This window comes from Paenibacillus lentus, assembly GCF_042714055.1.
GTDB classification, from domain to species: Bacteria; Bacillota; Bacilli; order Paenibacillales; family Paenibacillaceae; genus Fontibacillus; species Fontibacillus lentus_A.
Genome location: NZ_JBHGVC010000005.1, coordinates 313,552 through 336,758 on the forward strand (window position 1 = coordinate 313,552; position 23,207 = coordinate 336,758).

Consider the following 23,207-nt stretch of genomic DNA (forward strand, 5'->3'; position numbering starts at 1 on the left):
TGCAGGGGCGTGCGTCTTTTTTCCATGAATGCTCTATATCTTGCTTTTTAAATATGTAATAATCTTATTATGATAGCGCATACAAAACTATGAACAATCGGGTGACATTATGATATCAAGCAGACAACAGCGCATGGTCAAGCAATTGATGGAAAGCGATGTCTATATACCCTTGCAGCAGCTGGCCGAGGATTATGGGATATCCCTGCGTACGGTGCGGGGCGATTTGCTGCAGCTGGAGGATTGGCTCCGGAAGCGGGGCGTCCGTCTGGATCGTGACCGTTCTGCCGGCGTTCGTCTGCGGCTGGATACCGGCCAATCGGAGAGCCTTACCGTTCAAATGGGGAAGAGGCCAGATTACATGGATGCCGAGCAGCGAATCAGCCTACTGTTGAGGCAACTGCTGCAGGAGACGAAGCTAGCGGTGAAGGCAGTCATGGAGGAGCTGGGGATCAGCAAGAATACGCTGCTGCAGGATTTGAACGAAATTAAGCTGTGGCTCCAAGATTGGGAGCTCACCTTGGTTCGGGATCGAGGCCTGCTCCATATCGAAGGCGCGGAGAAACGAAAGCGCAGAGCTTATTTGAATTTGCTTCGATCCGAAATTACGGATGACAAGCTGCTTCGATATATTCTCGATCAGCGGGGAGAGTCGTATTTGCCGATGGCGCCGTGGAAAGAATGGTTTGAGACGGACGATGCGATCATGCTGTTCGATACGATCCAGCGGCTGGAGGAGAAGATGGGCGTGCAGTTCACGGATGCCGGGTACTCTACGCTGATCCTCCATATGCTGATGGCGATGGAGCGGCTGAAGGGCACGCATTCGATCGAGATGGATCAGGACTCGCTGTCCGAGCTGCAAGGCCACGAAGTATATGAGCTGGTGAACAACGAGGTCGCGCCGCAGATTGAGCAGCACTTCGGGGTGAAGCTGCCCGCTTCAGAGATTGGGTACATTACGCAGCATATTCTAGGCGCGCAGAAGCAGAGTCTGCCTGCCGAGGAGCTGATCATTGCCGATTTGGCCAAGCAAATTATATTGCGAACCGAGCAGGAGCTCGGCCGTCCACTGCAAATGATCGATCAGATCGTGCAGGGCTTAGTCATCCACTTGAAGCCGGCCATTTACCGGGCAAAGTTCGGGCTGCAGTCCAAAAACCCGCTCATGGAACAATTGGAGGCGCAGTACGGATCGCTGCTCAATTTGCTGGAGCGGGTGGTGAACGAAGTGATGGAGCCTTGGTCGGTCGTCTTCGACCGGGATGAGGTCGGCTACATTATGTTCCATATCGGCAGCGGGCTCATTCCACCGAAGGCCCCTGTTCGGAAGCGCGTGGCGATCGTATGCGGCTCGGGGCTCGGCACTTCAGCGATGCTGAAGCGGCGGGTGGCGGTGATTTTTCCGCAGGTGGATATTTCAGGCACCTACTCATACAAGGAATCTGCGGGCATTACGCTGGAGGAAGCGGATGCGGTTATCAGCACGATGGAAATCAGCCATGCCTTGCAGGTGCCATGGATCAAAGTATCGCCGCTGCTGAATCAAGAGGATCAGAAGCAGATTACCAGCTTCCTCGGCGTGGCGCCTTCGGGCGAGTCGGCAGCGGCTGCAGCGGCGGTGCAGGCGGTGAATGATATTTTTCAGGTGGTGGAGCGGAACGCGCATATCCATAACCGCAATCGATTGCTGGAGGAGCTGCTGCACCTGTTTCAGGGCGGAGGCCGGTTGGACGAGCAGGAGGAAGAGAATTACGCATTGACTGCGCTGTTATCGCCAGAGTCGATCCAGCTTGGATTAGCGGCTATGCCGTGGGAGGAAGCGGTTCGCGAGGGCAATCGGCTGCTCATGGATCGCGGCGTATCGGACGCCAAATACGGGGACAAGCTGATCGAGATTATTCGTTCCAACAAGCATCCGTTCATCATTCGTTCCGGCGTGGCTTTTCCCCATGTGTATATGCCGGAGTGCGTGAAGCGCACGGGATTTAGCGTGATGACTTTTCGCGAGGAGCTTGCGTTTGGGCCCTCTGCACAGCCGGTCTGGCTCATGATCACTTTGGCGGCTGTGGATAAGGAGCGGCATGTCGCCGCCTTGGGAACGCTGCTTGATGCGCTGAACGATGAAGCGTTCATGACGGATTTGCGGCATTCGCAGGATGCGCGGGCGATGTGGCAAAGGCTGCGGGAGAAGGAGGGCTTATGAAGAAAATCATTGTAGCTTGCAACAGCGGCCTCGGCACCAGTCTGATGATTCGGCTGAACGTGGAGGCGCTATTGAAGGAATGGGGGCTCAAAGCGTGGGTTGAGCATACGGACATTTCGTCGGTTGATGCTTTTGATGCCGATCTGATTATAGGCTCCAATTATGTTATGGAATCGCTGCAGCTCGCCAAGGACGTCGAGACAATCGGGCTGGACGATATTACGGATCGCCAGTACTTAAAGGCTAGGCTGCTGGAGAACGATACGTTCCAACAATGGCTGGCCATGTAGGCATTATAATTTATAGGTCAAAAAATCAGATTTTCAGCACCAAAGCTTATGCTTTCGATGTAGCGTTTTGTCAAAACGCTTTAGGTCGGATGAAGGTGAAACTGAGGAGTGTAGCGTAGGAGAAGCCTACGTGAGCACCGGAAGGTTCGATTGAATTCAAGATTCGATGTCGAATTCGCTCCTGGGAGTACTTCGTGATCAAAAGATGTTTTTTTGACTACCTATATAGATATAGACAAATATTATGACAAAAGCGGGGGCTACCCATGAACGCAACGCAAATGATCAGTAAAGGGCTGCTCGGGGAACCTGCCCTGCTGCTCGGGTTAATCGCGTTTGTTGGATTACTGCTGCAGAAGCAGCCGTTCCAAAGGCTGATTCACGGTACGATCAAGACGATGCTCGGGTACACATTATTGCAAATCGGGGCTAATGCCGCAGGGTCTTCCCTTTCCAATTTATCGGCGGTCATCCAGAAGGGGTTCCAAATTATCGGGATCATTCCCCATAATGAGACGATTACCGCTTTGGCACAAATCAATTACGGCGAGGAAATTGCGTTAATTATGCTGGCCGGTATGATCGTCCACTTAATGATCGCCCGTTTTACACGGATCAAATATATTTTCCTAACCGGGCACCATATGCTGTTCATGGCTTCTCTTCTGGCGGGAGTGCTAGTGTCGATGTCCATGCCATTATGGCAAGTCATGGTGGGCGGAGGAATCGTGCTGGCCTTGAGCATGTCCTTTGCTCCGCTGATCACGCAGCCGTATGTTCGGCGGGTCACGGGGAGCGATGACTTTGCTATAGGGCATTTCAACAGTGTCGGCTATGTGCTGAGCGGATTTATCGCTTCCTGGTTCAAAAAAGGGCCGGAGCCGCCGGAGTCGAAGGGGCTGCAGAAGCTGCGCTCTTTTTTCCAGGATCATATGGTCGTCATTACGGTGTTTACCTTCGTGCTGTTTCTCTTCTCGGGACTATTCATCTCGCCCGGCGGGATTGAGGAAATGTTCTCGGGCAGGCATATTCTGGTCGTGTCCTTGATCCAGGCGACTTGGTTCGCGGGGGGCTGCTACGTCATTCTGGCGGGGGTTCGCATGCTGCTGTCCGAAATCGTGCCCGCCTTCAAAGGGATTGCCGACCGGATCGTACCGGGGGCGATTCCAGCGCTCGACTGTCCGGTGTTATTCAAATTTTCGCCGTTTTCGGCGATGATCGGGTTCCTGCTTAGCTTTGCCGGAGGGCTTGCGGCCATGGTCGTTCTGCTGCAGGTTCAGTATACCGTTATTATACCCGGGGTTATCCCGCATTTTTTCTCCGGAGGAGCGGCTGGGGTTATCGCTTATAAAATCGGGGGTCGTCGGGCGCTGATCGTATCGTCCTTAATCCATGGGTTTGCGATTACGATTCTGCCGACCTTCCTCATTCCGCTGCTGTCGAATCTTGGCTATTTGCGGGCAACCTTTGCCGACAGCGATTTTTCGGTGATCGGGGTGCTGGTGAATGAGCTGTTCAGCTGGTTCAAGTGACGACGGATCAAAGGCGATCATGAGAAGCCTGATTCCATCCTTGCAAGAGGGGTGGGGTCAGGCTTTTTTGCTGTCTATTTTTTTGCCGGAAGAAGTGGCAGAGACTTGGACTCACGCTATTGTAAGCGCATCCAATATAATTAAGCCATAAACAACAAAGGGGGATATTCAATATGGGTATGAAAAAATGGATGAGCTCCGTTACCGCATTAACGATGGCTGCGCTTCTGTTCACAGGCTGCGGGTCATCGGGCGGCAACAGTGCCGCAACGGGGAATAACGGAGGCGGGGACGCCGCACCGGCGAAGCCGCAAGGCAAGCTGACGGTGTACGTCGGATTCCAGGAAGACCACGCGGTAGCCGCGATCAAAAAGTTCACAGAAGATACAGGCATCGAGGCCAGCATGATTCGGATGTCTGGAGGCGAGATTCTCGCGAAAGTCCGGGCGGAGCAAGGCAACCCGCAAGCCGACGTGTGGTATGGCGGGCCAGCGGACACGTTCGTGCAGGCCACGGCGGAAGGACTGCTGCAGCCGTACAATTCGCCGATCGCCGAAAAGGTCGACGCGAAGTATAAAGATCCGGATGGCAACTGGACAGGCATCTATGTAGGGGCGCTTGGTTTTGCTTCCAATAAGGAGTTTTTGGCGAAAAAAGGCCTGGAAGCTCCAAAGACATGGGAAGACCTGCTTAACCCGGCGTATAAAGGCGAAATCGTCATGGCGGATCCTGCTTCCTCCGGTACGGCTTATACGGCCATGTATACCGTGCTGAAGGTTATGGGCAGCGAAGAGAAGGGCTTCGAGTATCTCAGCAAGCTGCATCCGCAAATCCAGCAGTATACGACCAGCGGCTCCGCTCCAGGACGAATGGTCGGTATGGGTGAAGCTGGCGTAGGCGTTCTGTTCGCGCATGACGTGATCAAGTATCAAGAGGAAGGCTTCGATAGTCTGGAGTTGACGATTCCTGAAGACGGGACGGGCTACGAGACAGGCGCGATCGGGATTGTCAAAAATACGAAAAACGAAGAGCTTGCGCAGAAGTTCGTAGACTGGGCACTGTCTCCGGCAGGCCAAGAGGTCGGCAAAACCGTAGGCAGCTACCAGAACCTGACGAATCCAGATGCGGTAGGTCCGGAGAAAGCCGTCAAGCTGTCGGATATCAACACGATCGACTACGACGTCGTTGAAGCCGGTAAAGAGCGTCAACGCTTGATCGACAAATGGAGTGCCGAGGTTAAGAAATAACTATCAGTAGATACTCAGAGAGGAGAGAGCTTGAATGAGCGCCATGTTCAAGAGATTCAAGCGCGAGCCGCTCCTGCCGATTCTCATCGTGTTGGTCATGCTCTGCTTACTCGTATTCATCGTCTATCCATTATTCCAAATCGCGAAATCCAGCTTCGTCGGGTCTACCGGCGAAGTTGGCTTACAAGGGTATCAGCGGGTGCTGTCCGGGGGAGGATTATTCCAGGCCCTGGTCAATTCCCTGGTGCTGGCCGTCCTGACGGCCACGTTGTCCACGGCGATTGCGTATGTTTTTGCCTATACGTTTGCTTATGTAAAAGTACCATTCAAAAAGCTGTTTAACGGCATTGCCATTCTGCCGGTCATTTCACCGCCGTTCGTCATTGCACTATCCGCCATGCTGCTTCTCGGGAAGCAGGGGCTGATCACGAAAAATTTGCTGGGACTCGAAAATGCGAATATTTACGGGCTGCACGGCCTGGTTCTCGTTCAGACGCTATCTTTTTTCCCGATTGCATTCCTGACACTGTCAGGGCTGCTGCGTTCCATTAGCCCTTCTCTGGAAGAGGCCAGCCAGAACATGGGGGCCAGCCGGCTGAAGACGTTCCTTAGCGTCACGCTGCCGCTGTCCGTACCGGGCATCGCCAATGCGTTCCTGCTCGTGTTCGTCCAATCGCTTGCCGACTTCGGGAACCCGATGACGATCGGGGGGAACTACTCCACCGTTGCCAGAGAGATTTATTTGCAGGCCGTCGGAAGTTATAATTTGCAGGCCGGTGCCGCTCTAGCGATGGTATTGCTCACGGTGACAATTATCGTCTACATTCTGCAAAATTTCTGGGTAGGCAAGAAAAGCTATGTCACTGTAACGGGCAAGCCGACCGGACAGCGGAGAATGATTGAGTCCGGGGCTATTAAATATGGACTATTCACATTTTGTATGATCATGTCGATAGCTGTTATCGCGTTCTATGCACTTGTACCGATCGGTTCGTTCATCAAGCTGTGGGGCATCAACAACAGCCTGACTTTGGATCATTACAAATATGTATTCTCTATAGGACAGAAGGCGGTTAAGGATACGCTGATGCTAGCCATTGTCGCCACGCCGATTGCTGGCTTGCTGGGTATGATCATTGCCTTCCTGATTGTCCGCAAACGTTTCTTTGGTAAAAAAGCTTTGGAAATCATCAGCATGCTGTCGATTGCGGTGCCGGGCACGGTCATCGGGATCGGGTATATTCTCGCTTTCAACAAAGCTCCATTAGCGCTGACCGGCACAGGGATTATTATCGTTGCTGCGTTCGTCGTGCGCTCCATGCCAGTGGGCATTCGCTCCGGCGTCGCAGCCCTGCAGCAAATTGATCCGAGCATCGAGGAGGCGGCGACGAATCTGGGAGCCAGTGGAGGCAAAGTGTTCACGAGCGTCGTGCTGCCGCTGATCAAGTCCGCCTTTTTCAGCGGTCTCGTGAACAGCTTCGTCAAGAGCATGACCGCGATGAGCGCCGTTATTTTCCTCATCTCGGCCAAGTACAACCTCATTACCGCGTCGATTTTGGCGCAGGTCGAGGCCGGCCGGATCGGCGTCGCCAGCGCCTATTGTACGATCCTGATCCTGATCATGATCGTGGCGCTAGTATTGTTAAACTTGCTTGTGAAATGGGTGGGCGGCAAAGAGCAGTCCGCTTGATGTGCGGATGGTTAGGAGCAGCGGTTGGCCGAACTGGCGGGGGCGAGTGTGTAGTTGGCCGAGTGGGTGTAAAGCCGCTGCCATAGTGCAGTCACTGGTGTTTTAGTGAAGTTACTGTTGCTTGGTAAAGCTGCTGAAGCTTAGTGAAGCCGTTGTGCTTAGAGCAGCCGAAGCGCTTAATGTGCCATTGATTTGATGGGCAGCTTCTAGTACTAATACAGCCAATAGTTACTGCCCACTCGCCTAACGCTGCTCTCTGACTGTTCTGCATTTTCTCGAGACTAACGCTTCCATTGCCGGTTGGAACCATCCTTAAGGAGGTATGTTAAATATGGCTAAATCAGTCACACTTAAAAATATATCCAAAGCCTTCATGAACGATAAAGGCGAGAAATCCTACGCCGTGACCGGGGTCAATTTGGAGATCGGGCAGGGAGAGTTCGTAACTCTCCTTGGCCCGTCCGGCTGCGGCAAAACGACAACGCTCCGCATGATCGCCGGATTTGAGGATATCACCGAGGGGCATATTTACTTCGGGGACGAAGCGGTGGATCAGATTCCGCCGAACCGCAGGGACTGCACGATGGTGTTCCAATCCTACGCCTTGTTCCCGCACCTGAACGTATTCGACAACATCGCTTACGGCCTCAAGATCAAGAAAATGGCCAAGCCGGAAATTAGCTCGAAAGTTGAATCCGTCTTGGATATAATGAATCTACAGGATTATCGGGATCGGATGCCGAACCAGCTGTCGGGCGGTCAGCAGCAGCGGGTAGCGCTGGCCAGGGCGCTCGTCATGGAGCCGGGCGTGCTGCTGTTCGACGAGCCGCTGTCCAACCTCGACGCGAAGCTGCGCCTGGTGATGCGGGATGAAATTCGCCGCATTCAGCAGCAGATCGGTATTACTGCCGTGTACGTCACGCATGACCAGAGCGAAGCGATGAGCATGAGTGATAAAGTAATTGTCATGAATAAAGGTAGAATCGAGCAGGTCGGTACGCCGATGGAGATTTACCAGCGTCCGAAGACAAAGTTTGTAGCAGACTTTATCGGAACCGCCAACTTTATGGAGGGTACGGTCAAAGGTTCGGAAGACGGCCGTTTGCTCGTAGAGACAACTTCCGGTGTACTGCGGGTTCGCCGTGAGGGATACAAGGCAGGAGACCGGGTTATCGTTGTGATTCGCCCGGAAGCCGTAACACTGGCTAAAGGCTCGGGGCATAAAGGCGTCGTTAAGAAAAGCGTATTCATGGGACAAACGCAGGAATACGAGGTGCAGGTGGAGGATCAAGTGTTCCAGATTACCGAGCATAACCCGATTCAGGAGAAGGTCTATTCAGTCGGCACTACTGTATCGCTGCAGTTTGCGGAGGATGCCCTTCATGTAATTTAACTTCAGCCTGCATCTAGAATCGTTGACATCATGCCACAGAAAGAAGGGGATTGCATGAAAAAAATAGCCATAGGCGGTTTGCTGCTCTCCCTGCTGATGTCATTATTTCTGTCCGCCTGCGGCAAGGAGAGCCCGGGAACGCTGACGGTGTATGCCGGGCTGTATGAAGACCATGCGATTAAGGCGATGGAGACCTTTCAGAAGCAAACCGGGATCAAGGTGAATTACGTGCGCATGTCGAACGGGGAGATTTTGTCGAGAATCCGGGCGGAGCGGAATGCACCGAATGCCAGCATTTGGTTCGGCGGGCCGGCAGACACGTTTATTCAAGCCAAGACGGAAGGCCTTCTGGAACCGTATGTTTCTAAAAATGCCGAATCCATCCCTTCGGAATATCGAGATCCTGAGGGATATTGGACGGGGATTTATGTTGGCTCAATCGCTTTTGTCTCCAACAAAACCTGGCTGCAGGAGGTTGGACTGCAAGCACCGCAATCTTGGCATGATCTGCTGAAGCCGGAATACCGGGGCATGATCTCGATGGCAGATCCCCGTTCCTCTGGGACGGCCTATACCACATTGGCTACACTGGTGCAGCTGTTTGGCGAAGAGAAGGCGTTTGACTATTTGCGCCAGCTGCATCAGCAGGATGTTATCTACACCACCTCCGGCAGTGTTCCCGGGCGGACGGTTGGCATGGGAGAAGTGGGAACGGCCATCATGTTCTCTCATGATGCGCTGAAGTTCTACAAAGAGGGCTTCCGCAATCTCATCATCGGCTTCCCGACCGAAGGCACGGGCTACGAGATCGGCGCCGTCGGCATCATCAAGGGCGGCCCGCACCAGGAGGAAGCCCGCCAATTCGTCGACTGGGCGCTGACCAAGCAAGCCCAGGAGCTCGGCAAGCAGGTCGGCAACTATCAGCAGCTCACCAACCGCGACGCCGTCGCGCCCGAGGAAGCCATCCCGCTGGAGAAGCTGAACGTCATCCCCTACGACCTCGACTGGGCCGGCCAAAACCGCGAGCGCCTGATCAATAAATGGACGACCGAGGTGCTGGGAGTGGGCAAGGGGAAGGATTGATGGCGTTTTTTGGCAAGTGAGGGTTTGGTGAGGGAATGCAAAGAGCTTAACTACAATGTTGTAGTTAGGCTCTTTTTGTCGTTTCCTTGATTTTACAAATGGGCTATAATCTTGGGTAATGATGGATGGTGTTGGGGGTAGAGGTACAGCAAAGAAAGGATGGGAGGGATGAGGGGGGAATTCCGCAGGAATGGAACGGTATGCGAAGTTCGAGAAGCATCCGCTTGGAGCGGATTTGCGAGGCTCGCAAAAAGTAGTTATAGGAATTCAATGCAAAAAATGATAGGAGTAATTCAAGATGACATTTCCAAAAAGAAATAAGAATCAATTAAAAGGGAACGTAGGACAAACATTCTTTCAACATTTTGTTAATGCAGAACTTAATTGTATATATCACCCCATTAACCAAGAAAACGATTTTGGAATTGATGGTTATATTGAACTAGTAGAAAATGATAATGTTACAGGAAGACTTATAGGTATTCAATTGAAGCATGGAAATTCATTTTTTAAATCAAAAACTAGTGGAGGATACAAGTTCATTGGCGAGAGCAAGCATTTAAACTACTATTTAAACAATCAATCTCCGGTATACATTGTCATAATGGATGAAGAATTTAAGCGTATGCACTGGGTTCAGTTCGAATTAGATAAAACCTCACCTTATGGTGGAAATGGCTGGTGGATAGAAGTATCAAAAGATAATGTACTTACAAGTAATTTTATTAATGAACTTTTTCAAACTTCAGGTCCTATTGTTGATTATGAAGAACAGATCAAACTAAACTGGGCAATTGACGCTCTTCTGTACGATTCCAAATTTAGAATTGTAGCGATTCCAAAAAGTGAAATTCTTACAGGAAGCTATGAATTTTTAACTGGTTTTATTGAACGATTATCAAAAAATAAAGATATGTTAATAAGATCAAGAGCAACATTGGATATATTCTTTCCGGAATACGATGAAGATGACCGAGAAATTTTTCAAATACCAGAAATAATGAATTGGTTAAAAAACTCTATAGAAATAGGAATACCGTGGTTTTACTTTTTGAATACATATAAAAAAAGTGCTGGACTAACATTGTTAATGCACTCCTTTTGTAAGAAAATCAATATTTACGAGAAGGATAGAGGTTATTTGATTGAATTCGACAAAAATGACTTAGGTCAATTCTTAGAACAAAATTACATTAATCTGAATGCTTACATGGAAAAAAATAATCTATCGTTAAAAATTAACAAAGAGATTTCATCAGGTATATTTGAGTACTTAAAAAAATATTTACTAGAAAAACCATAAATTCGAATTTCTCTTCATATAACACCGTATTCACGCTGCGTTGCTATCGCTCCTTGGTCCGGCCGAAGTAGGAAGATGAGGTTTCGAAGAAGGGAATTCAGTAGCAGGAAAGATTATTCAGCCGGACAACCTTGAACTGCCTAACCGCATGGCGGCCACTCCCTATAGTCGTTTAAGGCAGTGAAGATTCGTGAATGCAAGAACGTTAGGTGAAATGCTCTAAACAGATATAATCAATGATATCAATCGTTTTTTCTTTAGAATTCTAATTCAGGAGGTAGTTTTTTTGAATGTCATCGAAAAGTTTTTGAAAAGTTATTCAAAAGAGTATGATTTTTATCTGAAATTAGCTGGAATGTGTGCTGTTCAATGTGAAAATATACTTGAAGGTAGTGGTATTAGAGCAATAGTAACATATAGAGCAAAAAGACCAGATAGACTTAAAGAAAAGCTAGAGAAAAGAATTATAGACAAAAAGTATAAAAGCGTAGATGCAATCTATAAAGATATTGTAGATCTTGCAGGCGTACGAATTGCCATATATTTTCCAGGGGATAGAGAAGAGATTAATAACTTTATTGCAAAGAATTTCTTTATACATAGTAAGAAAGAATTCCCTAGTGAAGCCACCCCGTCATATGATAAACGATTTTCTGGTTATTGGGCATATCACTATCGTGTTTCTTTACAACCTGAAGTGTTAACAGATTCAAACAAGAGATATACCGATGCAATTGTAGAAATACAGGTTGCATCGGTATTAATGCATGCATGGTCTGAAGTTGAACATGATTTAGTTTATAAGCCCTTAAGTGGTGAGCTTTCTGTAGAGGAATACCAAATATTAGATGAGCTAAATGGGCTTGTTCTGACTTGAGAAATTGCTTTAGAGCGTTTACAAGATGCAGCAAAAAATCGCGTCTCAAAAACGGATAAAGAATTTAATAATCATTACGAGTTGTCAGCTTACCTTTATGATTTAATAAGAAGTCACATCAAAAAGGGCGACTATAAAAACCTGTTATGGGTAGAGCAGATGTATTATATAAATTTTTGCAATATGTTGAATTAAACTCACCCCAAAAATTATCTCAATTTACAGTGGATTTAGATCCTGATACTGAAAACAGGCCGATAGTAGACCAACTTGTAGATAGAATCTTGTTAGGAAGTGAAGACAATTATGAGTTTTACAGCAGAGCAAAAAATGAAATTGGAGCTAGAAACCCTTACAGCACTAAAAACGAAAAAGTATCGTCTTTGGTAAATACTAAATTGGCTCTAGGATTATTTTTGTCCAAGTGGATTATTTTTGAATCTGTATTAAGAGAAATTTCTAATATCCAAAATAATAATATGGTCACAATATTTGAATCAAGAAATCAAGTTTTTAATTTTAGGCGGATAGAATCTTTAGGGATTTTTGATCAAGCATCATTATTTGAAATAAATAGTACTAGAAAACTCAGAAATGAGGCCGTACACGGAATTAGGGCATACCCTGATAATGTGTTATTTAATGCTGCTGCTACCTTAGAAGCTGTGCTGGAACATAGTAAAGAGAACGTTCCAAATGAATATAAAGAAATAATGAACAATGCAATTAACGAGATGAAGAAAATTAGCATGTAGGAATCTAAACTCTTAAGTCGTATCATTTGTTTGTAATCCAGAAAGAAGGCCACTCCACCTAACATAATATTCAAGCTGCGGCTTCTAAGGGAATCTTGGTCTGCTTGGATGAATTTCGAAGAGGTGTTTCAGCAGATACATCCGGCTTTGCCGGACGTCCTGAATACGGGAACGTTATGCGAAAAAATTCTGAAAATGATAGGTGATAGTTTGATCGGTGATGAAGAAACCCTACAGGATAAACTTGAGTTGTTTCATTTAGTTTTTGCAGAAGAGTTTGATTCAATTTTCTCCGCTAATATTATTGGTTGTGAAAACTGAAGATTTATTAAAACTTAAAGACAATATGAAGTAATAAGTGTGTAACGCAAGGATGACCCCAATATCACATAACACGATATTAGATATTCCACGCATCGGGCATTCGCCCTTTGTCTGGCAGAAGTTTAAGAGGTTGACTGGAGCGAGCTCAGATTACAGGGAAGCGGAATCAGGCCGGGTACATCGCACTGGCTACGCAAGCGCAGCCGGTTCCTGACGAAACCTCAAGCCAGCGGGATGTCGTGAATACGAGAACGTTATTTGAAATTGAAGATTAGTCTGGAGGTAATTATGATTTGGAGGATAATTACAATAATTACTTAATGGCAAAGCGAGATTTTGAAAACATCGCCAAGGAAGTTCCGTTGCTTTTTACATGGTTAATCGACATGCTTCAGAAGTTAGAGTATAAGCTCGCTACTATATTGTTTTTAAGAGAGCAAGCAGAACTTGTGGAAAAGGAAGGGGTAAGCAAGCTAAGTCCGGATCTTTTCGACGAAAATATGGAAGTTCATATTAGTGAGAAAAATAGAAAAAGATTCGTTGAAAAGATTGAAAAATCAGTTGGAGATGTATCATTTGACAATGAGAAGTTACTAACTATTTTGAGAAATGTTGAGTTTAATGTTTTTAAGTTTGGAGATAGTAGTAGATTCGTAGATATTTTTCATGAATGTAGAAAGTACAGAAATTATCTAGCTCACGACTTTTTTGTGAAACACACCCTTAGTGGAGTTGAGGTAAATAAAGTGAAGGAAATGGAAAAAGAACTTGAGAACATTCTATGGGATACAAATAAAGTAGTTTTCTTGGCGGATCAAATATGTTATTCATATGCTCATTTTATTCTTCAATTCATTGTCGCTGAAGCTGAGGAGATAGAATGGACAGAGTAGTGTTAGAATTACAAAAACTTCAACTTTACATAACAATAAATCTACGCTGCAGGCTTACCCTCGGTTCGCAAGATGAGGTAAGTGGGAAGTCATTCATTTTACAGCTCTTTGAGGCTAAGCACCTTAAGCTTTTCGGGTTCCTAGATACAATATTAAACTTTAATATTATATTAAGAGAATTCTTTGGGGGGGGGATAAGTTGAAAGAAAAATTTAAGATCTATTATAAAGGTAGTGAGGAAGAATACTCCGAGTTATGGGGGGATTGTATATTTGTTTTCGACGCAAATGTATTTTTAAATTTATATAGATACTCTGAAGAAACAAGAAATCAACTAATAGATATTATGAATCAGTTAAAAGATAGAATCTGGATACCCCATCAAGCTGCATTAGAATATCATTCTAACAGGATATCTGTATTACTTGAACAACAGGATGCCTTTAATAATGTGCAAAATAAACTCCAAGAGGTATCAAATGACTTTTTGAAGGATCTTGAAAAAAGATTAAGAGACTATAATAAACAACATCCAAGTATCAATATTAAATCTATCCATGAACGTATAAAATTGGCAATCTCAGAAATAATTGATGACTTAAAAGGTAAAGAGACAAAGCATCCTGATTTTTTTAAATCTGATTCAATACTGGAGACATTAACGGAAGTATTCACCAATAATGTAGGAAATGAATATGACCAGCAAAAACTTGATCAGATATATCAAGAAGGAGAGAAACGTTATAAAGATAAGTATCCACCTGGATACGAAGATGAGGCTGATAAAAAAGGGAAGAAAAAATACTATAATAACCTAGTTATTTTAGATATGTATGGGGATTTGATTATCTGGAATCAAATAATAGATAAAGCTATAGAGCTAAATAAGGCAGTTATATTTATTACAGGTGATAATAAAGAGGATTGGTGGCAAAAGATACGTGGAAGAACGATTGGCCCTAGGGTTGAACTACTGAATGAATTTCAAACTAAAGTTAATTTACAATTCCATATGTATCAACCAGAAAAATTTATTGAATACGCTCAAAATTATCTTAACCAACAAATTAATACTAAAGCCATTAATGAGATAATTGACCTGAGAAACTCAGACGAGGAGAAGATGAACTTATCGGATGATGACGATTTGATCGAAGAATTTTATGAAGTTTCCGAACCACCAGAAGAAATATTAGACGAGATTAAAAAAATGTTTAACTTAAATGAAATTCACAAAGCACCAGTTAAAATACCTAAAAAAAGAGAGGTGAATTATTCAATTGGAGAGCAAGTTGCACATTCTAAATGGGGGATAGGTGTGATTGTTAATGTTTTAAAGTGGAAGGGAGAACAAGAAATACATGTAAGCTTTCCTGCTCCTTTTGGTGTTAAACGATTATTAGCAAGGTATGCTCCAATCACGAAGGTAGAAACATAAATTTTGAGGGTTACCTTAAAAAGAGCGGCTTCGTATAACACCGTATTCATTCTGGGTGCTTTTCGACCTTTGGTCACAACCTTGTACTGGCTAAGTCCCCCGGATCTGGAACTAAGCTCCCTTTAAGCCAGTGCAGGGTTCGTGAATCTAGGACGTTATATGACAGGGTCAGAAAATAAAAAGAAAAGGGCCACAGGCCCTTATTTCATTTTGATATGTAATTCATTAAAAAGATATAATGCATCTTTAAAACCTTGTAGATATATTTTACTTTCCAAAACAGTTTGTAATGAAGTCAGGGCATCTTCATAAAGGAATAGGGTATGTTGAAGGTTATCGGGAAGCGATTCTCGAAGTATTTTTAGATACTGCTCACATTCAGAAGAAAATGGTTCAAGGTTTGAGTTTGAGCATAACTTTTCTATACGATTGCGAATTAAAGGCTCAGCTAAAACATCTAATGATTCAATCAATGACTTCCCTCCTTTTATTAACTCTACAAGGTGATTATATACCTCTTTGAGGTTAGTTGTAAAGATAATTATTAACTCCGTAAGGCGAAATAATGATTTCTAATTGAAAAATATGATTTTGAGAGATAATATAGTGGGCATAGGAGGGAGTTCGTTTGATAAAGTGTAATATTAGAGTCCTAATGGCAGAGCACCGGATCGATGATATAACAGAGTTGATGGAAAAATCAGGACTGAGTAGAAATTCGATTAACAAACTTTATAAAGAATTAAATATTGAGACGACAAAATTAGAAACATTATTTAAGCTGTGCGATACATTTGAGTGCCAGCTATCTGATTTAATTGAATACACACCTGATAATTAAAGACTGTTAATGATGAGGGTATATTCATAGAAAAGTCCTATCGTATAACAATGCATCTACGCTACGGGGCATTTGCTCCTTGGTTGTCAAATGTAAAAGCATAGAAGAATATTATGACAACACACGACCCGACCTAAGATAAGAACTATCTAAGGCCGGGTTTCGTCGTAGATCCGGGAATTTTTTCAGAATTACAAAAATAAAAGGGGAGAAAACATTATGAACTATAGTCAGGAAGCAATAAAATACGTAAAAGATTTCTTTAAGGATGTACCAAATGAAGTGTTGAGTAAAAGGATGTATCTGGAAGAGAGAGATGATTCCAGAGAAAGGAATCAATATCAAAGAGACTATGCTAGAATTCTATATTCCTCGTCTTTTAGAAGGCTTCAAGGCAAGATGCAACTTCTTGGAGTGCAAAGTGAACAGTTTTATAGGAACAGGTTAACTCATAGTCTTGAGGTTTCACAAATTGCTCGTGCTATAGCACATGATTTAGGATACAGCGAGGAAGAGTTATATATTGTCGAATCATGTTCACTAGCTCATGATATTGGGAATCCCCCATTTGGTCATTATGGAGAGACAATATTAAATCAAATATCCGATGATTTTGGTGGTTTTGAAGGTAATGCACAAACTTTACGTATTCTTTTGGATTTAGAAAAGAAAAGCCCAAACATTCCTGGATTAAATCTTTCTTTAAGAACAAATTTAGGAATAATAAAGTACTTTAATACTAGGGAAAAGGGGAAAAAGAAATTTATATATAAAAAAAACTATGATCAAATTAATCATTTTGTGAGTGAATATAAAATCAATCCTAGAACTATTGATGTTCAGATAATTGATTTAGCTGACGAGATAGCATATGCTGCCCATGATCTGGAGGATGCATTAAGTCTCAAACTGTTCACAATAGATGAACTAGTACATGAGTTTTATTTATATACAAAAAAAAATGAACAATTAAAAGTATTACAAGATATCATTGAGCAAGCATCTGATGTAGCTAGGAAGGGCTGTGCATTCAACTCTTCAGAAGAATACTCCTTTCTATTCAGAAAAGAACTAACTTCAATTATTGTAAATAAACTTGTAAATGATATTGATCTTGTAGAAGTTACTACAGAGTTTATTGAGAAAACGGGAACTAGAAACAAGAAAGAACTAGGGTTTAAATCTTTAGATTTCCTTGCCAAGGGCCTTAAGGAAATAACATTTAAATGTATAAATAGATCAAATGTAATTCATATATATGAAAAACGTGGAGAGAAAATATTAAAAGGTTTGTACGAAGTTTATATAAATGAAAAATATAATTCGAAATTTAACCTATTACCAGTAGAGTACAGGCCACGGGAAGGAATGGATAAAAGAAGACTTGTTATTGATTATATCTCCGGTATGATGGATTTATTTTCCGTATCAATGTATGAAAAATTTTATGGTAAGGGTAGTCTTGAACAGCATTTTGATAAGAATATTTTTATGTAGCACCACAGAGTAGGGTCGGTCGCCGATTCCTTAAGGTTCTAGCTATCGTGAATACAAAAACTTTAACTAAAACAGACGAGGAGGACATATGTGAAAGACGGATTAATCTATATAACGGATGGGATAACATTTCAAGATTTAAGAAAAGGAACAATAAAAAAATCAGAAGTCTATTTAAAACAGATGAAAAATTGGTTTATTAAACCCGCTAGAATATTACTTGAGAATAGTAAAGAAACAGGTGATTACGAGAATGAGCTTCCATTACTAACAATACTGATTACATTTTTTGAATCACATGGGCAATATCTAAATGGTACAAGCAGTCATGGTGATTCAAATAGAGTTTTTCAATGTGGTTTTAATGCGTACCTAGATTATCTTATTACTGTTAAGAAACATGATAATGGAATATACAGAGACCTGGATCGTAGAAAGTTTTATACTCTGGTTAGATGTGGCCTATTACATAACGGATACATAAAGAATGATGGAGTTAGTTTCTTTATTGATAGGTTTAAAATTGATAATACTCATGTGATTTATCCTAACAAAATCATTCATAACAGTTGGCTAATAAACACAAAAAATATGCTTGATTGTATTGAAGACTACCTAAGCCACTATATAAATTTAATAGAGACAGAAAAAGAATATAAGAATAAATTTGAAAAAATGTTTGAAACATTTTATAACATAGACTAGTAAATTCGAAAAATCGTCGGCATATCGTGAATAAGGAAACGTTAGGCGACGTCCTTAATAAGGAGTTATTCAATGAAGATAGAACCTAATAAAGAATTTGCTTGTAAATTAAGTATCATGCTTGATAGTAAATTAATCTGGTATAAGCACTTCCAGTTGTTTTGTGATGATATAATTCTTGAATATACAAAACCACCGTATTGGCTAATTGAATTAGCAACAGTGCGCTTTCAAGGAAGCGCTATCGAAATAGTCAACAAATATATTAATTCAGAACCATTTATTGATTTTTATAATAGTAATTTGTTTGATCAATACATTGCTTGCTTGTACATAAAGTACAATCGAAGAGAAATATCTTGGGCTAGTTTTCTACTTGCGTCTGGGCAATATGCTGACAATTGCCAAGGTGTGAAAGAACCTTGTGAATATTTTTTTGATTTACTAAATGAGTATGAGGACTCTGATTTCAATATTGACCTCGAATACAAACAAAAAGCAGAGATACAGAATAAATTCTCTGAGGAAATCAAAGAAATACAAGCTGTTTATGAAGTATTTAGGGGTTATTACAAACAGTTCATTAATAAGGAGAGGAATACATCTTAGTAGGGATTAGGGCCTTCGCCTAGCCCCGTATCTACTTTGAAGTATTACTGAGATCAGCAGAGAAGTTGTTTCGGTTATCTTTTTATAAGCTTCTAATAAATAACTTAAATCAGAGACTCCACTTTCGTGGAGTCTCCTTTTGTCATTTCCTCCCTTTTACAAATAGGCTATAATCTTGGGGAAGAGTGTAGAAAATTGTAGAAAGTTGTAGGAATATAGTTGCGCCTGAGTGGTCAGCCATTTGTTTATGGGATTGTTTTCAAAATAAAGAGGGGTCTAATTTGAATTTCATAGAGTAGTTACAAGTTCTAGCAACTGGAGGTTGATGTGATGCAAGTTCGGAAGATTAAGATAGTAGGAACGGGTAAATATATGCCGGAGCAAGTGATTACAGCAGAAGACTTAGATAAAAAATTAGGTGTGCCCAGCGGATGGGTGCTGAAGAAAACAGATGTTAGAGTTAGACATGTTGTAAAAGAGGAATCCGCTTCTCTCATGGGAGCAAGGGCAGCGGAGGCTGCGTTAGAGGATGCTGGGCTTACTTTTTCGGATATCGACTGTCTTGTATCCACGAGCGGCACCGTGGAGCAGTCCATTCCATGCACAGCTTCTTTAATCCAAAAGGCATTGGGACAAGAGCATTCCGGAGTTCCTGCATTTGATATAAATTCGACTTGTTTAAGTTTTTTAACTGGACTGGATGTTATGTCTTATATGGTAGCGGCAGGGCGTTATGATCGCGTTTTGCTCGTAGCGTCTGAAGTTGCTTCGGTTGGTTTAGATTGGTCTCATAAAGAAAGTGCGGCTTTGTTTGGGGATGGGGCTGCGGCTGTGGTGATCAGTAGGGCAGAGGAGCATGAAACCTCCCGCATTATCTGTTCCTCCATGCAAACGTTCAGTGCGGGAGCTCATCTCTCTCAGATTAGAGGCGGAGGGACGAAAATTCATCGCCGGCATACCGATCAGCTAGAGCCATTCTTATTTGAGATGGATGGACGAGCGATTTATAAAATGGCGTCACAAATAATGCCTGACTTTGTCGATGCTTTATTCCAAGCGGGGGGCTGTAAGATGACCGATCTGAAGCTCGTCATTCCGCATCAAGGCAGCGCGATGGCTATGCGGTTGATATCGAAGAAGCTAGGGATAGCGGAACACCAATTAGTGAATATTTCACCAACGCACGGAAATACGATTGCAGCATCGATTCCGATGGCATTGCATGAAGCCATCAAGCAAGGGCGGATCAAGCGGGGAGAGCGGCTGTTATTGTTAGGCACATCGGCAGGCTTCTCTGTCGGAGGAATGATCCTTGAATACTAACTCAAGGTCAAGAATACGAGAGGAAGAAGGGCAAGGGTGGCAGCGAGGGCAAGAAGGGGCGGAAAGGCAAGAAGGACAAGAGAGGCATGAAAGCCAAGAGAGGCAAGAAAGTCAAGAGGGACAAGAAGGACGGCATCAGCGGATATTGCTGACAGGCGGAAGAGCGCCGGCTACTTTGGATTTAGCTCGTCAGCTTGCTGCGGCGGGGCATAAGGTCTACATGGCAGAGAGCTGTCCGGTTCACCTTTGTTATCATTCGCGCGCGATCGTTCGAAACTATAGTGTGCCAAAGCCCAATGAGGATCCAGATGGCTATATTAGCGCACTCCAAGAAATTATTTTGCAAGAAAAGATAGATTGGCTGATTCCAACTTGCGAGGAGATATTTTTTGTTGCCCGAGGTTTAGATCGTTTAAGCCAGCATTGCCTAGTTTTTACGGATTCACTAGACAAGCTGCGGCGCTTACATAGTAAATGGGAATTTATTGTCCAGGCGAGGGAGTTTGATTTATTCGTACCGGCAACAAGTCTATTAACCTCTCAAGAGGATGTGAAGGCCGCCTTGGCTGTCCCGGGAAAATGGGTTTTTAAGCCGGTCTACTCCCGTTTTGCGGCAAAGGTTTTCATGGTGCAAACGAGGGTAGCGAGTACAGTTGCTAAGGGCGAGAAGAACAAGGAGCCAGATGAAACAGAAATACCAGATGAGACTGAAATATTGGAGAAAATGAAGCATCTCTCTCCACAGCAGCCTTGGGTTGCACAGCAATTTATTGAAGGTACAGTCTATTGCAGCTACAGTATAGCCAAGCAAGGGAAACTGACGGCTCATGCGGTTTATCCCGTGAGATTTACGGCTGGGCCTGGTGCTTGTATTAGCTTCGAGGCTGTACATCACCCAGACATTGACCGCTGGGTCCAACACTTCGTGAGTTTAGGGCAATTTACGGGGCAAATTTCTTTTGATTTTATCGTCACCGATGCTGGCCATGTCTATCCTATTGAGTGCAATCCAAGAGCAACAAGCGGAATACACCTATTTCGAGTGGAAGATCAGCTTGATCAGGCGCTTTTTCATCATGAAGAGGGGTCAGAGCAGATCATAACCCCGCGCCCGGGTCATAAAGCCATCATTTCCTTGGCGATGTTGTCCTATGGATTGCTTTCGATTCGTTCATGGTTCAAATTCAAGGAGTGGCTTCGGTTATTCATGGGTGGTAAAGACGTTGTGTTTCGATTTCGAGATCCGCAGCCGTTCTTTCAGCAGTTTAGGCTTCTTTGGTGGAATGTAAAGGTAAGCAGGCAGCAGCATATCTCGATATTAGAAGCATCAACGAATGATATTGAATGGAATGGTGAGGAAGAGAAATGAGTTCAAGCGTATTAGTGACAGGCGGGACGGGATTTCTCGGAAGGAGCTTGGCACAAACCTTAAGTAAGCTGGGTTATCAGGTTACAGCGACTGGACGAAATGAATCCATAGGGGAGGAATTGAAAAACGAAGGTATCGCCTTCATCCCCTGTGATCTTGCGGACACCAAGCGTATCGTTCAGCTATGTGCTGGACAAGACTTTGTGTTTCATTGCGGCGCATTGTCTTCACCTTGGGGGAAATACAGTCACTTTTATGATAGTAATGTGGTTGGTACCCGAAATATATTGGAAGGCTGCTGGCAGCATCATGTTGGCAGGTTGATCTATGTGTCGACACCGAGCTTATATTTTGATTATACCGATCGCTTTAACGTATCAGAATCAGCTCCACTTCCAGATCAAGCAGTGAATGCGTATGCCGCAACGAAGCGTCTGGCCGAAGGAGAAGTGGATCTTGCCTTTGAGGCAGGACTTCCGGTGATTACCATCCGTCCTCGTGCGATCTTTGGCCCGGGGGATCAGGCGATACTTCCGCGGCTGCTTCAAGCGAACCGTAAAGGACGTGTTCCATTAATTAATGGCGGCCAAGCTCTGATGGATTTGACCTATATCGATAATGTGGTTGATGCGCTAATCCAATGCATGTCCTCCCCTACATCGACGCTAGGCAAAAAGTACAATATTACCAATGGCGAGCCGGTAGCTTTGATAGATTTACTTCAACGTCTATTTGATAAGCTGGGGGAACCGCTGCGCGGAAAACACATTTCCTATCCTCTGGCCTACGGGGCAGCCGCCTTGCTAGAGTGGAAAGCCCACCTGACCAGGAGTAAAAAGGAACCTCTGCTCACTCGCTATACGGTGGGTCTATTAGGAAAAAGTCTTACGTTAGATATATCAGCGGCGGAAAAAGATCTGAACTATACACCACTTAAAAGTGTTGATGAAGGGATATCCGAATATGTCACATGGATCAAACAACGAGACCCACATATTTAGCACCAGTGTCAAATTGACTCTGTTTTCGGCGGGGAGCTGCTCCCAATCTGAAAAAATAACGATCCGTGGCGGAGAGCGGCGGACGATTCAAATTCCTGCTCTGTTTGCCTGCATGGAGCATCCGAGGTTAGGCCCGATCTTATTTGATACGGGGTATTCGGAACGATTCTTCCAAGCAGCAAGTCGTTTTCCTTATTCGCTCTATCGAAAGGCGACCCCTGTTTCTATCCCAGAAAGGGAGACGGCGGTCTACCAATTAAAAGAGGCGGGGATTAAATTAAGCGACATTAAATATGTAATTTTATCCCACCTTCATGCAGATCATATTGCCGGGGTTTGTGATTTTCCTGAAGCTTCGTTTATTTATTTAAAAGCAGCTTACGATAAAATGAAGCACCGCAGAGGGCTAGCGGCGGTTCGGGCAGGCTTCCTGCCGGACTTATTACCGAGTGATTTTGAGGAGCGTTCTCTACCGATAGATGAACAACAACTAATCTCGCTGCCCTCTAGTTTTCCATTTGAACGGGGCTTGGATCTTTTTGGCGATGGAAGTGTGATTGCCGTGGATTTGCCAGGACACGCTGCCGGTCAAATTGGCGTTCTACTTCATACTGGGGACCAGCCGTATTTTTTATGTGCGGATGCTGTATGGTCCAGTCGAGCGTATCGGGAATCCCGGCCTCCCCATTGGCTTGCTGGCCTGATTATGGATGACCGGCGGCAGTATCAAGAAAGCTTCCAGCGCATATGCCAATTCCACAAGCAGCACCCAGAATATCGAATTATTCCATCCCATTGCAGCGAAATCGGGGAATCTCTTAAATAGGGGAG

22 protein-coding genes are annotated in these 23,207 nt (G+C 44.3%); 21 read left to right on the plus strand and 1 reads right to left on the minus strand.

Going from position 1 to position 23,207, the window contains the following annotated elements:
- The first annotated feature begins 109 nt into the window (after positions 1-109).
- From ACE3MQ_RS14000 to ACE3MQ_RS14060, 13 genes are all read left to right on the plus strand, one after another.
- Entirely contained in the window at positions 110-2,206 is a 2,097-nt protein-coding gene (locus ACE3MQ_RS14000) for a BglG family transcription antiterminator (protein ID WP_379393592.1), read from the plus strand.
- Entirely contained in the window at positions 2,203-2,496 is a 294-nt protein-coding gene (locus tag ACE3MQ_RS14005) for a PTS sugar transporter subunit IIB (RefSeq protein WP_379393593.1), read from the plus strand. The genes ACE3MQ_RS14000 and ACE3MQ_RS14005 overlap by 4 nt, the downstream gene beginning before the upstream one ends.
- Positions 2,497-2,762: 266 nt before the next feature.
- Complete coding sequence (locus ACE3MQ_RS14010; RefSeq protein ID WP_379393595.1) at positions 2,763-4,028, plus strand: PTS ascorbate transporter subunit IIC; 1,266 nt, start codon at positions 2,763-2,765, stop codon at positions 4,026-4,028.
- A gap of 173 nt (positions 4,029-4,201) precedes the next feature.
- Entirely contained in the window at positions 4,202-5,275 is a 1,074-nt protein-coding gene (locus ACE3MQ_RS14015) for an ABC transporter substrate-binding protein (protein WP_379393597.1), read from the plus strand.
- A gap of 34 nt (positions 5,276-5,309) precedes the next feature.
- Positions 5,310-6,965: an ABC transporter permease gene (locus ACE3MQ_RS14020; RefSeq protein ID WP_379393599.1), complete on the plus strand. Its 1,656-nt coding sequence runs from the start codon at positions 5,310-5,312 to the stop codon at positions 6,963-6,965.
- A gap of 331 nt (positions 6,966-7,296) precedes the next feature.
- Entirely contained in the window at positions 7,297-8,358 is a 1,062-nt protein-coding gene (locus tag ACE3MQ_RS14025; protein WP_379393601.1) for an ABC transporter ATP-binding protein, read from the plus strand.
- Between the two features lie 54 nt (positions 8,359-8,412).
- Positions 8,413-9,441 (plus strand): ABC transporter substrate-binding protein, encoded by a 1,029-nt coding sequence (locus ACE3MQ_RS14030; RefSeq protein WP_379393603.1) that lies wholly within the window; start codon positions 8,413-8,415, stop codon positions 9,439-9,441.
- Between the two features lie 298 nt (positions 9,442-9,739).
- Positions 9,740-10,744, plus strand: coding sequence for a DUF4365 domain-containing protein (locus ACE3MQ_RS14035; RefSeq protein ID WP_379393605.1), 1,005 nt, complete (start codon positions 9,740-9,742; stop codon positions 10,742-10,744).
- A 286-nt stretch (positions 10,745-11,030) separates the two neighbouring features.
- Complete coding sequence (locus tag ACE3MQ_RS14040; protein ID WP_379393607.1) at positions 11,031-11,621, plus strand: GTP pyrophosphokinase; 591 nt, start codon at positions 11,031-11,033, stop codon at positions 11,619-11,621.
- A 146-nt stretch (positions 11,622-11,767) separates the two neighbouring features.
- Positions 11,768-12,376: a hypothetical protein gene (locus tag ACE3MQ_RS14045; protein WP_379393609.1), complete on the plus strand. Its 609-nt coding sequence runs from the start codon at positions 11,768-11,770 to the stop codon at positions 12,374-12,376.
- 108 nt (positions 12,377-12,484) lie between these two features.
- The gene (locus ACE3MQ_RS14050) at positions 12,485-12,697 is read left to right on the plus strand and encodes a hypothetical protein (RefSeq protein WP_379393611.1); all 213 of its coding nucleotides are present in this window, start codon (positions 12,485-12,487) and stop codon (positions 12,695-12,697) included.
- Between the two features lie 296 nt (positions 12,698-12,993).
- A complete protein-coding gene (locus ACE3MQ_RS14055; protein WP_379393613.1) occupies positions 12,994-13,593 on the plus strand; it encodes a hypothetical protein in 600 nt (199 codons plus the stop codon).
- Positions 13,594-13,792: 199 nt separating this feature from the next.
- Positions 13,793-15,031: a PIN-like domain-containing protein gene (locus ACE3MQ_RS14060; protein WP_379393615.1), complete on the plus strand. Its 1,239-nt coding sequence runs from the start codon at positions 13,793-13,795 to the stop codon at positions 15,029-15,031.
- A gap of 200 nt (positions 15,032-15,231) precedes the next feature.
- On the opposite strand, the gene ACE3MQ_RS14065 is transcribed toward ACE3MQ_RS14060, so the two are convergent.
- Positions 15,232-15,504, minus strand: coding sequence for a hypothetical protein (locus tag ACE3MQ_RS14065; protein WP_379393617.1), 273 nt, complete (start codon positions 15,502-15,504; stop codon positions 15,232-15,234).
- Positions 15,505-15,659: 155 nt separating this feature from the next.
- On the opposite strand from ACE3MQ_RS14065, the gene ACE3MQ_RS14070 reads away from it, so the two are divergent.
- The 8 genes from ACE3MQ_RS14070 to ACE3MQ_RS14105 all read left to right on the plus strand — a co-directional run bounded on the left by ACE3MQ_RS14070 (position 15,660) and on the right by ACE3MQ_RS14105 (position 23,202).
- Positions 15,660-15,872 (plus strand): helix-turn-helix domain-containing protein, encoded by a 213-nt coding sequence (locus ACE3MQ_RS14070; RefSeq protein WP_379393619.1) that lies wholly within the window; start codon positions 15,660-15,662, stop codon positions 15,870-15,872.
- A gap of 219 nt (positions 15,873-16,091) precedes the next feature.
- Positions 16,092-17,369 (plus strand): deoxyguanosinetriphosphate triphosphohydrolase family protein, encoded by a 1,278-nt coding sequence (locus ACE3MQ_RS14075; RefSeq protein WP_379393621.1) that lies wholly within the window; start codon positions 16,092-16,094, stop codon positions 17,367-17,369.
- Between the two features lie 90 nt (positions 17,370-17,459).
- Positions 17,460-18,074 carry a hypothetical protein gene (locus tag ACE3MQ_RS14080; RefSeq protein WP_379393623.1) on the plus strand — a complete coding sequence of 205 codons (615 nt, stop codon included), beginning with the start codon at positions 17,460-17,462 and terminating at the stop codon, positions 18,072-18,074.
- Positions 18,075-18,146: 72 nt separating this feature from the next.
- A complete protein-coding gene (locus ACE3MQ_RS14085) occupies positions 18,147-18,683 on the plus strand; it encodes a hypothetical protein (RefSeq protein ID WP_379393625.1) in 537 nt (178 codons plus the stop codon).
- A 330-nt stretch (positions 18,684-19,013) separates the two neighbouring features.
- Positions 19,014-20,006 carry a beta-ketoacyl-ACP synthase III gene (locus ACE3MQ_RS14090; protein WP_379393627.1) on the plus strand — a complete coding sequence of 331 codons (993 nt, stop codon included), beginning with the start codon at positions 19,014-19,016 and terminating at the stop codon, positions 20,004-20,006.
- On the plus strand, positions 19,996-21,375 hold the full coding sequence (locus tag ACE3MQ_RS14095) for a YheC/YheD family protein (RefSeq protein WP_379393629.1): 1,380 nt from the start codon (positions 19,996-19,998) through the stop codon (positions 21,373-21,375). Before ACE3MQ_RS14090 ends, ACE3MQ_RS14095 begins: the two co-directional genes overlap by 11 nt.
- Positions 21,372-22,376 carry an NAD-dependent epimerase/dehydratase family protein gene (locus ACE3MQ_RS14100; protein WP_379393631.1) on the plus strand — a complete coding sequence of 335 codons (1,005 nt, stop codon included), beginning with the start codon at positions 21,372-21,374 and terminating at the stop codon, positions 22,374-22,376. Before ACE3MQ_RS14095 ends, ACE3MQ_RS14100 begins: the two co-directional genes overlap by 4 nt.
- Positions 22,339-23,202, plus strand: coding sequence for an MBL fold metallo-hydrolase (locus tag ACE3MQ_RS14105; RefSeq protein ID WP_379393633.1), 864 nt, complete (start codon positions 22,339-22,341; stop codon positions 23,200-23,202). The genes ACE3MQ_RS14100 and ACE3MQ_RS14105 overlap by 38 nt, the downstream gene beginning before the upstream one ends.
- Positions 23,203-23,207 lie beyond the last annotated feature (5 nt).

What these genes read in the sequence shown, in the direction of transcription:
- ACE3MQ_RS14000 (WP_379393592.1), top strand. Translation starts at nt 110, where the DNA reads ATGATATCAAGCAGACAACAGCGCATGGTCAAGCAATTGATGGAAAGC.
- ACE3MQ_RS14005 (WP_379393593.1), top strand. Translation starts at nt 2,203, where the DNA reads ATGAAGAAAATCATTGTAGCTTGCAACAGCGGCCTCGGCACCAGTCTG.
- ACE3MQ_RS14010 (WP_379393595.1), top strand. Translation starts at nt 2,763, where the DNA reads ATGAACGCAACGCAAATGATCAGTAAAGGGCTGCTCGGGGAACCTGCC.
- ACE3MQ_RS14015 (WP_379393597.1), top strand. Translation starts at nt 4,202, where the DNA reads ATGGGTATGAAAAAATGGATGAGCTCCGTTACCGCATTAACGATGGCT.
- ACE3MQ_RS14020 (WP_379393599.1), top strand. Translation starts at nt 5,310, where the DNA reads ATGAGCGCCATGTTCAAGAGATTCAAGCGCGAGCCGCTCCTGCCGATT.
- ACE3MQ_RS14025 (WP_379393601.1), top strand. Translation starts at nt 7,297, where the DNA reads ATGGCTAAATCAGTCACACTTAAAAATATATCCAAAGCCTTCATGAAC.
- ACE3MQ_RS14030 (WP_379393603.1), top strand. Translation starts at nt 8,413, where the DNA reads ATGAAAAAAATAGCCATAGGCGGTTTGCTGCTCTCCCTGCTGATGTCA.
- ACE3MQ_RS14035 (WP_379393605.1), top strand. Translation starts at nt 9,740, where the DNA reads ATGACATTTCCAAAAAGAAATAAGAATCAATTAAAAGGGAACGTAGGA.
- ACE3MQ_RS14045 (WP_379393609.1), top strand. Translation starts at nt 11,768, where the DNA reads ATGGGTAGAGCAGATGTATTATATAAATTTTTGCAATATGTTGAATTA.
- ACE3MQ_RS14050 (WP_379393611.1), top strand. Translation starts at nt 12,485, where the DNA reads ATGAATTTCGAAGAGGTGTTTCAGCAGATACATCCGGCTTTGCCGGAC.
- ACE3MQ_RS14075 (WP_379393621.1), top strand. Translation starts at nt 16,092, where the DNA reads ATGAACTATAGTCAGGAAGCAATAAAATACGTAAAAGATTTCTTTAAG.
- ACE3MQ_RS14085 (WP_379393625.1), top strand. Translation starts at nt 18,147, where the DNA reads ATGAAGATAGAACCTAATAAAGAATTTGCTTGTAAATTAAGTATCATG.
- ACE3MQ_RS14090 (WP_379393627.1), top strand. Translation starts at nt 19,014, where the DNA reads ATGCAAGTTCGGAAGATTAAGATAGTAGGAACGGGTAAATATATGCCG.
- ACE3MQ_RS14100 (WP_379393631.1), top strand. Translation starts at nt 21,372, where the DNA reads ATGAGTTCAAGCGTATTAGTGACAGGCGGGACGGGATTTCTCGGAAGG.
- ACE3MQ_RS14105 (WP_379393633.1), top strand. Translation starts at nt 22,339, where the DNA reads ATGTCACATGGATCAAACAACGAGACCCACATATTTAGCACCAGTGTC.